The sequence below is a fragment of the Paenibacillus agaridevorans genome, from assembly GCF_003112455.1.
Lineage (GTDB): Bacteria > Bacillota > Bacilli > Paenibacillales > Paenibacillaceae > Pristimantibacillus > Pristimantibacillus agaridevorans.
The window spans coordinates 1-11,565 of record NZ_BDQX01000161.1; the positions used below are offsets into that span (position 1 = coordinate 1).

Consider the following 11,565-nt stretch of genomic DNA (forward strand, 5'->3'; position numbering starts at 1 on the left):
GCACTCGGCTTCTTTATAGGTATGATAACACAATTGGAAAAAGAAGTGAACCAGGAAAAGCTATTAAAGAATATTGCAAAGAATATTAAAGACGATAAAAAAGAAATAAGAAAAACGAATTAAATCGTATTAAAGGCGTATTAAAAGCATTTTGAAAGAGATAGAACCGATTGTAAAGAGCACAATGAAGCGTTAACTTCGTCTAACACCATATTCACGCATCGGGCATTCGCCCTCGGTCCGGACAGATGTAATTGGCAGGGAAGTTGCTGCAGCCGGACACATCCGACTTCGTCGGACGTCGTGAACACAAGAAACGTTAGACGAAATTAACGGGTTTAAGATTCAAGAAATATAGAACAATCGTTCTTCTTTTTTCTGGTAGATGATGGTACAATAGGAAAGACAATTGAATCTTGGGTGGGCATGGTTTCCCTTCGAAAGGAGGTGAAGCCATGGAAGTTAAAGATGCGTTGACGATCATGTTTTTATTTGGATCATTCATCCTCGCACTTCTAACTTACATTAATTCAAACAACAAGAGAAAGTAAAAACCCACCCCAAGGTTAGCGCCGAAGGTGGGTTTTTATTCTGATCGCTTAGAAGGGAATAAACCATCCAAGCCAATTGTTGAGCCGAGTGTTTGCCGCACTCGGCTTCTTTAATAGTATGATAACACAATTGGAAAAAGAAGTGAACATGAAAAGCGATTAAAGAATATTGATAAGCATAATAAAGGCAATAAAAAACTAGATTAACAAATCGCATTTTAAAGGCGTATGAAGGGCGTAATCAAAGCATATTGAAAGACTATCAAGTCGTTTGTGAGCAGCGCAAAGAAGCGTTAACCTCGTCTAACACCATATTCACACGTCGGGGTTTTCGCCCCACGGTCCGGCAGTTGTATTTCGTAGAAGCGGTTGCAGCCGGACACATCCGACATTCGTCGAGCGTCGTGAAAATACGAAACGTTATGTGAAACCACCGAATACTAAAGAATTTGAAATGCAAAATTTTTGTCGGAGGTGAATCGCCTGGACATTAAACAGATCATTTCCATAACAGATGTGGGATTGAATTATCAAGATAATGAAGGACAAACTCATTTTATTGATTTTTATAAATGCAGAATAAACTTTTCTAAATTTATGATGAAAGAAAATGACCTTACAGAAGAAGAAAGAATAGATTTAGAACAAAGAACTAAATGTATTGCATTACGGGATGCTTTTACTAAAACGATGTATATTGAATTTTTTTCAGAACCACCAATTAGGATTGAATTTAAGAAAAAGCTATTTAAAGACCCATACAAAGAATTCAGAAAATTAGTTGATATAATTAATGAACATGGCTGGAAGACATTTGATATGGGATAAAACGTGATTGGTTAATTCGGAGAAGCGGTGGCATCACATAACACTATTCACGTATCGAGCCATTCGGCCTTCGATCTGGCAGATGATATTGGCAGGGAAGTGGGGTCAGCCAGACACATCCGACTTCCCTTGACGTCGTGTTATACGAAACGTTAGCTGAAATCAATGTAATTCGGAGATCAAAACATAAGAGGTAGAAGCTATGATGATTAACTTAAATCAGATAAGTTCAAATAAAAGTAAAGTCATTGAAGTTGAAGAAAATGAATTTTTAACTGCCAAAATCCAAATGCCCTTGTTCTCTAAGTACTCTTCAACAACAATGACTTCAAATGGTGAACTTTTGTATAGTACGCATTTTCAACTACTAAATGAAATTAAGAATTCCATTCCACTTAAATGGCTTTGGAGTGAAAAAGTAACTGAAGCATGTATTGTAAAAGATAGAACTGATACCATCATTGGAGCAGTTCAACATATCAGAAAGGAATTTATATTAAGTTATTATGGAGTCAATTTTAAGAATGAAAACATAAAAATATATGAGGTCACTAAAAAAAGTCTCGTTCATTTACTTATCTTTTATGAAGACAAGCAGATCGGTCAAATTGAAAAGAGTCTGAAGAGATACAAAAATCTAGACCAATACCAACTTTTCCTTTTAGATGATTTTTCGAGGTTTAAAGATATCATAATACTATTTGTTGGTTATTTTGATAACTGGAATTATTCAGATATCGGCGAGGTTGTTTCTCTTAATAGAGAAATATCATGGGAGTGGTCTTATAGTAAAGCAAATTCAAAATATAATAAAAACTGGATTCAGGAGAATTTCCACTTAAGTGAAGAACATAGAGCAGCAATTAATAATGAACAAATGGGAATTGTTTTTATAATAATTTTTGTGTTAATGGGGCTAATGGGAATAGCAGTAGTTATAGGTTTTATAGTTCAAAAGTGAATCTGAAGGGGACTTGAATGTGAATCAAGTAGACATTAACTTCCGCTAACACCATATTCACGCATCGGGCATTCGCCCTCAGTCCCAGTAGTGCCTTCGAAGAAGTAGATGCTATGGATACACCCGGCATTCGTCGGGCGTCGCGAATATACGAAACGTTAGCCGAAAGAAGTTCTTAGTTTAGGAGGAGTCTATATGATATTAGAAAAAGTTATAAATAGCATTGTAATACAAAGTGAATATAAGGATTTTGTTGATAAGTATATAGATAATATACTTACCGAATTTAAAGGTCAGATTCATAGCATTTATATGTGTGGCTCGATTCCAAAAGGAACTGCTAAACCTTTTCAGTCAGATGCAGACTTTACTATTGTATGTGTAAATCCCAAAGATATTGATTACGAAAGATTGTCAAAAATTAAAGACAGTCTTTTGGAAGAATATCCAGTAGTAACTAAGATTGATACGATAATTTGCTCGATTGACGATGTATTAAGTAAACCAAATGAGTGGGGTTTTTGGATTAAGATAATTTGTGTTTGCATATATGGTCATGATGTTGGTGAAAAAGTACCACCGATAATTATTTCTCCAGAGTTCATTATAGACTTAAATACAGAGACCAAGGAGGAAGTAGATCGTATACATAGTTTACTTTCTAATGTTAGTGATAGCACAATGAAAACTAGATATATTAAAGGTTACTCTAAGAGATTAATTCGTGCATTATACTCTTTGGTTTTAGAAAATACAGGTGTATGGCAAGATGACATTATTAAAATGAAGAATGCTATATTAAACTATTGTGAGATAGACTCCGCTTTAGTTGATTATCTGTATGCTTGTTACTTGGATAGTAATGTACTTGTTGAAGAGTTTCTGGAAATTGCAGATGAAGTATATAGCTATTTCGAAAATGCCTTAAATGCAATGGCTGCTTCTAGAACTTCCTTCGGCTAACACCATATTGACGCTCCGGGTCACTCTGAGAAGCGAGTGACCACATCCAGCCCACTAAGTCCGTCAGGTTGAGAAGATATGAAAGAATGAAAGTATAGAAAAGGAAGTGCAGTATTGGATGATTTTTATGAGGTATTAACATATGTAAATGATAATTTTTATAAGCCAAACAACTTGATGATCAAGGATATCCAAGAAGAAATTCAAAATGAAAAATATGGTTCAGGCATATTTCGAATAAATTCTAAAACGGTTAGATTTAGGGTTGCGAGAAAAACACCTAAGAAGATAGGTCAATTTGTCGTCTGTTGGGAAAAAGGCAGTGACAACAAAAATCAAGCATATTCATATGAAAATGCTACTGATTTGTTAGTCATTAATACCTTCGGAAATAATCATAAGTTTGGGCAATTCATTTTTCCTAAAGATGTATTGTTAAGACATAATATTCTCAAAACAGATACTTCAAATGGGAAAATGGCAATAAGAGTGTATCCTAGCTGGGATACACTTACCAGTAAACAAGCTATAGCAACACAAAGATGGCAATTACCATATTTTATAAACCTAAATCATACTTCTTCTTTACAAGAACTTGGTAAGTATTTCGAAGAAGACGCTGACATCCTATAACACCGCATTCACGCTGCGTCGCTGTCGCTCCTTGGTCCGGGCCGAAGCATAAGATGAGGTTTCGAAGAAGCTGAATCAGTAGCAGGGAAGTTTATTCAGCCGGATACATCAGACTTCGTCGGAAGTCGTGAATTTACGAAACGTTATAGGGAATATCCGCAAAATACTAAAGTTAGGGGTTTTTATCTATGGATTTTCAACAAATCATTAATAAAATTGAAGAAACCAGAACTGAGTTACTCGTTATTCTTGCAAGTATGAGTGGTAATGATTTATATAAACAAAAAGACCTTGAAAGTTGGAGTATTAGTCAGGTCTGTCAGCATCTCTATATCACAGAGGAATTGTATGTCGTTGCAATAAGGAAGGGATTAAAGAGCAAAGAAGATTCATTTATAGCAAGCAAACCCGTAGAACGTCTATTAGACAGAAGTAAAAAATTAGAAGCACCTGAAATTGCCAAACCATCTAATGAAGTATTAGAATACCAAGTGATTATAGAAAAACTGAACAATTCAAGACAGAAGCTGCATGAACTTTTAAGTACAATAGAAGATTCTTCAGTGCTGAGTAGAAGACATTTTGTACACCCTGTTTTTAAAGAGATGTTATTAATTGAATGGCTCGAATCCCTGTACATTCATGAACAAAGACATATTCAACAAATTAAAGAAATTATAGACGAAAGAAAAGGATAGAGCCATATCAAAGAAGGCGGATACATCCTATAACATCATAGTCACGCTTCGGGGCATTCGCCCCTCAGTCTGGCAGAATTAGTTGGCAGGGGAGCCGATGCAACCGGACACATCCAACATTCATCGGATGTTGTGAATATATGAAACGTTAGATGAAATAGCCAAAACAGTTATTAATAAAAGAGCAAAAGGAAAAGGAGTAATTGAATAATGTCAATTACAATTAGATTTGGAAGTCAATTAGATTCAAGTGATGTGTTCACTGGGGACCAACACGTTCCAGAGCATATTTTAAATTGGAAGCTGAAAACCAAGAAATTATTCTGGCAAAAGATGATGAAGATCTGATTGGATATTTGAGATTAGAATATTTATGGTCAAAGTATCCATACATAGGGTTGATAATGGTTCATCCTGATTATAGAGGAAAAGGACTTGGTAAAAGATTATTGAAATATGTTGAAGAACATTTGAAAAGCAAAGGATTAAAAACTATATATAGTTCGTCTCAAGTGAATGAAGCCGATCCACAAGAGTGGCATAGGAAAATGGGATTTAAGGAATGTGGAATAATAAATGGAATAAATGAAGGCAAAATCGGGGAAGTGTTTTTTGTTAAAGAGTTATAATATCGAAGGTAACTCGAGAAGCAGCTACATCATCACTTGGACAACAATATTATCAGGCCAGGACATGTACTATAAATATCCTCATGGCGATGAAATCTATAATGTAATGGCAGTATATGAAGCAATAGATGTTGAAGGACAAGCCAAGATAAATGACGACGAGGGAATTGAACTTCATTATTTTTCATTAGAAGAACCAATAGAAAATATCAACCCATTCACAGAATTGACATTGAGAAAAATAGGTTATATAAAGAATTGGTAGAAGGTCTATAGGCATTTTGAAAGTGGTCAAAGAGGTCTGCAACACCCTATAAGACCATAATGCATCGGGGTATTCGGTCCACGGTCCGGCGGGAGTGACCCACAGTAGTGATCTCGGGAAAGTAGATGCTTCGGACAACCTCCTTCGGAGGTTCGTGAATGCGTGAGACGATATGTGCAATTGCCAAAAACAAAATAAAAATGTTTGGAAGTGAGAGCTTTGAAGCGGATTTATCTTATACGACATTGCAAGGCTGAAGGGCAGGAGGCGAATGCAAAATTAACGATTGAAGGAAAAGAACAAGCTATTAAATTAGCTGATTTTCTTCATGAAAAGCAAATAGATTATATTATTTCAAGCAGTTATGTTAGAGCTGTGTCGAGTATCCAGCCTTTAGCGGAGAAAAATAAATTGAAAATAAATATTGAAGAGAGGTTATGTGAGAGAGTTTTAAGCTCAGAAAATATAGAAAACTGGATGGATAGATTATCAGAAACGTATGAAAATCTAGATTTAAGATTATTTGGCGGTGAATCATCAAGGGAAGCAATGGAGCGTGGATACTCTGTAATTAATGAATTAATTGAGCGAATAGAAAGTAGTATTGCGATTGTGACACATGGAAATTTAATGTCGTTAATAATAAAGTACTTTGATAATGAATTTGGATTTGAAGAATGGAAAAAATTAAGCAATCCAGATGTATATGAACTAAAGATCTTAAATTCAAAAAAAGAACATTATAGTTTAAGTAGGATATGGAAGTAATTCAATGAAGCAAGCAACAAAGAAGTAGAATCAGAAGCTAAGATGCCTATTCAGCCGAAAGTACGAAGAAAAATACTAAATGAGGGTGAACTCAATGCAACAAATTAAAATTACTCAATCTCAGTTCGAAGAGCTGATATTTGCGTGTGAAAATACAGGACACGAAATTATATATTATTTTGATAAGCAAACAGGTGAAGTCGAAATGCTTGGAGAGTACATTGAAAATGATCCAGAACTTGAAGAAAGAATTGAAGATGAGTTTGGAGAACGTTATATAAGAGTACCAATGATTGAATCATGGCAATCGTTTGAGGATATGGTAGCGTTCACAGAAACTGTAGGAGATATGAGGATGAAACATTCACTTGAACATGCACTCAGTGGAGGAAAAGGAGTTTTTAGAAGATTTAAAGATTCCGTTTCGGATGACTCAAGATTGTTGGAAGAATGGTATAAATTCAAGGATCAAAAAAACAGGGAAAGAGTTGTGAAGGTACTTGAAGAAGAAGAACTGATTAAACTGATTATAGAATGAATGTAAAAATCTCAAGCTACAATCACCTAACACCATTTTCACGCTTCGGGCCATGGTTTGGCAGGGGATATTAGCAGAGATGCTTAATAATAAACAGAATAGGTGATCTTAATGATTGATAGAATTACAATTGCTTTATTCATTACAATCATTGTGATATTGCCTGGCATATTATCAATCATACAGCCTGAAATGATGTACAAAAGATCAGGAACCTATGTTTATCCAAAAAAACCATCTAAAACAGCTGTTAAAGGATTTAAAACAGGTGGGTATGTTTCTGTTACAATTGGGGTTTTTCTTATAGTAGTAGCACTTTTGGGTGGATTTAAAGGGACTTGAAAAATTCAATACATTAAAATTTTCGTGAATCAGTACTGAATTTAGTTAAAATCTGATGATATTGAGAGCGTAGAGCGGTAGAGGCAATATTATAAGGGGTGTAAGATGGATTACAAGATTATCCATAAAGCAAAAGAAATATCAGTAAGAACTATTCGCCAAGCAGGAGAGATTTCTAAAGAAAAATTTGATAATTTTGTAGATTTAAGATCAAAAGACGAATTTGGCGATGTGGTCACTGAAGTTGACCATCTAGCTGAAGAAATTATAATCAAACAAATTCGCACTACATTTCCTACCCATCAGATACATAGTGAAGAGGCAGGGATAATAGGAACGGAAAACGATTGGCTTTGGCTTATTGATCCTTTGGACGGAACTAATAATTTTGCAATAGGATTGCCCGTTTTTACGACTTCAATAACGTTGATGTATAGAAGAGAACCCGTACTTGGGGTGGTTTACGAGCCGTTGACCGATAGATTATTTGTATCTGTCCTTGGAGAAGGAACGTATTGCAATAAACGTCAGATTCAGATAAAAAGTAATTTCAATATTTTTAAAGGGAATATTGGTTGGATTCAAGGCCACAAAGTACAGAACGATAGTAGGGCAGTTAAATTAAGACAATTTATTGATGTAAACTTCAAGAGAATGATGAGATTATGGGCTCCAACACTTCAATGGTGCATGCTTGCCAAAGGGGACATAGACGGAATAATTCTTTATAATTCTGAAGGTGACGATTTGTATTCAGGTATTTTAATGGTTAAAGAAGCTGGGGGCATCGTAATCGATTTTGATGGAAACCCTTTTACAGGCATGAAAGAAGAGCCTTACATAATTGCTTGCCATCCCGACCACAAACAAGAATTATTGAGAATAGTAAAAGAGGGACTTGGTTAACTCAAGGAAGCAACTGACTTCATTTAATATACCATATTCGCCGAATATGATCAAAAATCATCTTTGTGAAATCTTCTTGAATTGTATAAATATGACTTTAGTGAGTTTGAACCAAATGATGTCAATGAAAATGGATTATATGAGTACAGGTTTCTAGATCACTATTGGACGGAAGAAGGCAACATGGAAACGTTATACGAAATTATAATAAGTTGAAAATGGAGGGGATTTATTCTGGTTTGGGCAATTATCTCAATAGTAGTTATTTTAATTTGTTTTATTATTACATTTCTAATTGGAAAGAGAAATAAAATTGCAGGTTCATTTATTGTTTTTGTATCAGTTGGATTAGTACTAATATTATCAATTCCAACTAATAATAACTTAGAAAAGCTCCATAAGGAAGAAATCAACAAAGTAATCAAAGAAAAAGGTGGGGAAGTAATTGATATTACCACAGATATTCAAAGTCACTTTATAGAGTACACTATTAAATATAAGGTTAATGGGAAAGAGTACAATGCTGAGTATCTTGCTACCAAGACAATAAACAATGTTAACGCTAAAGATAAATTTGGTAGAGGAAACGAATGGACGTTTTACAAGGAAGATCCAAAAGATTAATAAAATTAAGCTTAATCCGGAATAAAGTAACTCCGTATAACATCAAATCCTCGCATCGGGACATCCGACCCTCGCCTGGAGTTATTGGCACCACTCAAAGGAGCAATTTATATGCTTTGTTCTGCAGGTGAATTTTCAGCCAGAAACGTCCACCTATGTCGACTTCGTGAATATACAAAATGTTAGATGAAACATCTAAATCGTAAACAATGGAGGGCTTTTATGGGAGTAGATTGGTATAACTCTATCGCCCGCCGAAATGGCGGGTATAAATCAGATGCGAAATTCTTAATTAAAGGTGTTTCCGCTGAGAATATTTTCGAAAAAGAATTAATTAATATGCTTCCAAACTATAGTCACGTATTAGATGCCGGCTGTGGACATGGTGATTTTACAATCAAAATGTCTCCATTCGCTAAATCAATCATTGGTTTTGATAATTCAATCGAGATGATTAAGATAGCTCAGTCTTATCAGTTGGATAGATCAAATTTGGAATTTGTATATGCCACAACAAAGGAAGAACTTCCATTCAAAGATGAACAATTCGATTTTATATATGATCGTAGAGGCCCTACTTCTATTTTAAATCATAGCCGGATTTTGAGATCTAAAGGTACGATTTTCGGTATTCATTCAGGCGCACTTGATATAGTAAAGGAACGGCTTGATCACAACGGTTTTAAGAATATTGAGATCAGAGAGTATAAGGATGCAAAAATTATATTTCCTAACCAAGAAGAATTTATAAAATTCCTTTCTAACATTCCTGGAAACCCAAATTATGCAGAAGAACATATGAAAGAAGAATTTGAAATTAGAATAAATGAGAATACTATAAATGGAATCATTCAATTGAAGGAATACAAATACATATGGAAAGCTATAAAACCTTAAGCGTAATTCTGGAAGTCGGCCACATCATCTAACACCAGGTATAGACTTGATATCCGAGGAGGAAAAACCATGGAAAAAAATAAATTACTGAGAATGGACAATGTCGGCATCGTTGTAGAATCCCTTGATGACGCAATTTCTTTCTTTGAGGAGATTGGCTTGAAACTCGAAGGGCGAACCACTGTCGAAGGTGAATGGGCTGGTCGCGTAACCGGACTAGGTTCTCAGTGTGTAGAGATTGCTATGATGGTTACCCCAGATGGCCACAGCCGAATTGAACTTTCGCGATTTCTCACCCCACCTACTACATCAGATCACCGGTCGGCTCCAGTAAATTCCCTTGGTTATTTACGCGTCATGTTCACAGTTCAAAACATTGACGAGATGGTATCCAGACTCACTAAATATGGTGCGCAGCTCGTTGGCGAAGTGGTTCAGTATGAGGACTCTTATCGGCTCTGCTACATTCGTGGAACCGAAGGAATTCTAATCGGTTTGGCGGAAGAACTCGGTAACATATAAGTAAGTGACGGCTTAAAAAAGCCTTTACTGAAAAGACCAACTGAATCAAACATATTAACCTCATTAATTAATGTTGGAAGGTGTATCCTATCATTGCACAAGCTGTTATCTTACAAAACGACAGCCTCTTGATGGTTAGACAATATGTACAAAGAGGAGATATCGTATGGAATTTTCCTGGAGGCGGAATTGAAATAAATGAAACCCCTGAAATGGCTTGTATAAGAGAAGTTAAAGAAGAAACGGGAATTGAAGTAAAAGGATTATATCTTATACATGAACAGAATGAAAAATACACATATCTAATAACCAAATTTGAAGGGCAAATAAAACTAGATAAAAACAATAAAGATAATGAAGACATAATTGAGGTTCAATGGATTTCACAAAAAGGTATTAATTATCTAGATAGTTACACAAAGCCGATAATGGATATTGTAAGTAAGAAATTGGAGCTAAAGTCATCATAAAACACTAAAGGAGCAATTATATGGCGAAGACGTCTATGGAAATGGTTGAAGAATTCAAATCCTTTATTAATTTCGTACATGATCTTAAAAAAACAGATGAAGACCATTGGAATAGGCCTCTTTCTGAGGGGAAATGGACTTTAAAAGATGTAATAAGTCACATCATGCTTTGGGACAAGTATTTTTATGAGGAAGGCATAAAGAAGATCAAGCTTGGGCAACCCGTGTCGGTAAAGCATATAAACTTTGATGAATTCAATGCCAATGCAAGGGAGTATGCAAAAACCCAAACCAGGGATCAAATTATTGACCATTTCCTTGAATATAGAATAAAGATCATTAGTGACATTTCAGGATTACCAGAGGATGATTATATTAAGGCATATAAAGACGGGGATAAAAAGAAGTTTTCGATTCGGGGATATTTAAGAGGATTTATTTCCCATGACAAGCACCATAAAAAACAAATTGAAAAGTATATAAAATCATTAACGAAACTTTAAGTGAAAACTACGATTCAGAATAAATCGAAAGTAGGTTCAAGTATGATCTTATATGAAAGTAACGGTATCACTGTGCGCAAACTTGAAATAAAAGATCAAAAACATCTGGTTAGTTGGCTTAATGACCCGTTGGTTTTAACCTATTATGAAGGTCGCGATCGTCCGCATGATTTGGAAATGATAAAAGAAAATTTTTACACGAATGATGAAGAAGAAAAAAGATGTTTGATAGAATACAACCATAAACCAATAGGATATATACAATTCTATTTGATAGATGAAGAAACAAGTAAGAAATTTGGTTACTATGATTTGAATGAAACGATCTATGGAACGGATCAATTTATTGGAGAAACGAAATATTGGAATCAAGAAATTGCCAAACAGCTTATGAAATCCATGATCGGTTAGACCCCCTAAATCCGGAGACATGCTAATGCTTGCTTAGGTAGTCGTAGTATTGCGTC

The 11,565-nt window shown here is 35.1% G+C and carries 17 protein-coding genes and 1 pseudogene; all 18 read left to right on the forward strand.

The window, feature by feature from the left end; genetic code table 11:
• Positions 1–455: 455 nt before the first annotated feature.
• On the forward strand, positions 456–551 hold the full coding sequence (gene comI, locus PAT3040_RS38040) for a competence inhibitor ComI (protein WP_219930283.1): 96 nt from the start codon (positions 456–458) through the stop codon (positions 549–551).
• A 522-nt stretch (positions 552–1,073) separates the two neighbouring features.
• Positions 1,074–1,379, forward strand: a complete 306-nt coding sequence (locus PAT3040_RS14005) for a hypothetical protein (protein WP_146200431.1) — start codon at positions 1,074–1,076, stop codon at positions 1,377–1,379.
• A 202-nt stretch (positions 1,380–1,581) separates the two neighbouring features.
• Positions 1,582–2,340 carry a hypothetical protein gene (locus PAT3040_RS14010; RefSeq protein ID WP_108993214.1) on the forward strand — a complete coding sequence of 253 codons (759 nt, stop codon included), beginning with the start codon at positions 1,582–1,584 and terminating at the stop codon, positions 2,338–2,340.
• A gap of 195 nt (positions 2,341–2,535) precedes the next feature.
• Positions 2,536–3,303 carry a nucleotidyltransferase domain-containing protein gene (locus tag PAT3040_RS14015; RefSeq protein WP_108993217.1) on the forward strand — a complete coding sequence of 256 codons (768 nt, stop codon included), beginning with the start codon at positions 2,536–2,538 and terminating at the stop codon, positions 3,301–3,303.
• Between the two features lie 114 nt (positions 3,304–3,417).
• A complete protein-coding gene (locus tag PAT3040_RS14020; RefSeq protein ID WP_108993219.1) occupies positions 3,418–3,936 on the forward strand; it encodes a MepB family protein in 519 nt (172 codons plus the stop codon).
• Positions 3,937–4,124: 188 nt separating this feature from the next.
• Positions 4,125–4,634 carry a DinB family protein gene (locus tag PAT3040_RS14025; RefSeq protein ID WP_108993221.1) on the forward strand — a complete coding sequence of 170 codons (510 nt, stop codon included), beginning with the start codon at positions 4,125–4,127 and terminating at the stop codon, positions 4,632–4,634.
• 296 nt (positions 4,635–4,930) lie between these two features.
• The gene (locus PAT3040_RS14030) at positions 4,931–5,263 is read left to right on the forward strand and encodes a GNAT family N-acetyltransferase (RefSeq protein WP_108993223.1); all 333 of its coding nucleotides are present in this window, start codon (positions 4,931–4,933) and stop codon (positions 5,261–5,263) included.
• Positions 5,247–5,528 (forward strand): NUDIX hydrolase, encoded by a 282-nt coding sequence (locus PAT3040_RS14035; RefSeq protein WP_108993225.1) that lies wholly within the window; start codon positions 5,247–5,249, stop codon positions 5,526–5,528. The genes PAT3040_RS14030 and PAT3040_RS14035 overlap by 17 nt, the downstream gene beginning before the upstream one ends.
• A gap of 219 nt (positions 5,529–5,747) precedes the next feature.
• On the forward strand, positions 5,748–6,296 hold the full coding sequence (locus PAT3040_RS14040) for a histidine phosphatase family protein (RefSeq protein ID WP_108993226.1): 549 nt from the start codon (positions 5,748–5,750) through the stop codon (positions 6,294–6,296).
• A 94-nt stretch (positions 6,297–6,390) separates the two neighbouring features.
• Positions 6,391–6,834, forward strand: a complete 444-nt coding sequence (locus PAT3040_RS14045) for a UPF0158 family protein (RefSeq protein WP_181376608.1) — start codon at positions 6,391–6,393, stop codon at positions 6,832–6,834.
• A gap of 111 nt (positions 6,835–6,945) precedes the next feature.
• Positions 6,946–7,176 carry a DUF6199 family natural product biosynthesis protein gene (locus PAT3040_RS36360; protein ID WP_146200432.1) on the forward strand — a complete coding sequence of 77 codons (231 nt, stop codon included), beginning with the start codon at positions 6,946–6,948 and terminating at the stop codon, positions 7,174–7,176.
• Between the two features lie 105 nt (positions 7,177–7,281).
• Entirely contained in the window at positions 7,282–8,082 is an 801-nt protein-coding gene (locus PAT3040_RS14050; protein ID WP_108993228.1) for an inositol monophosphatase family protein, read from the forward strand.
• 81 nt (positions 8,083–8,163) lie between these two features.
• Positions 8,164–8,262: pseudogene (locus PAT3040_RS40010) on the forward strand (GNAT family N-acetyltransferase); the annotation flags it as partial.
• A gap of 666 nt (positions 8,263–8,928) precedes the next feature.
• A complete protein-coding gene (locus PAT3040_RS14060) occupies positions 8,929–9,603 on the forward strand; it encodes a class I SAM-dependent methyltransferase (RefSeq protein WP_108993229.1) in 675 nt (224 codons plus the stop codon).
• A gap of 69 nt (positions 9,604–9,672) precedes the next feature.
• Positions 9,673–10,125, forward strand: a complete 453-nt coding sequence (locus PAT3040_RS14065; RefSeq protein WP_108993230.1) for a VOC family protein — start codon at positions 9,673–9,675, stop codon at positions 10,123–10,125.
• An 80-nt stretch (positions 10,126–10,205) separates the two neighbouring features.
• Positions 10,206–10,595 carry an NUDIX hydrolase gene (locus PAT3040_RS14070; protein ID WP_258234972.1) on the forward strand — a complete coding sequence of 130 codons (390 nt, stop codon included), beginning with the start codon at positions 10,206–10,208 and terminating at the stop codon, positions 10,593–10,595.
• Positions 10,596–10,615: 20 nt separating this feature from the next.
• On the forward strand, positions 10,616–11,098 hold the full coding sequence (locus PAT3040_RS14075; protein ID WP_108993231.1) for a DinB family protein: 483 nt from the start codon (positions 10,616–10,618) through the stop codon (positions 11,096–11,098).
• Between the two features lie 42 nt (positions 11,099–11,140).
• Positions 11,141–11,509: a GNAT family N-acetyltransferase gene (locus tag PAT3040_RS14080; protein ID WP_108993232.1), complete on the forward strand. Its 369-nt coding sequence runs from the start codon at positions 11,141–11,143 to the stop codon at positions 11,507–11,509.
• The last annotated feature ends 56 nt before the right edge of the window (positions 11,510–11,565 follow it).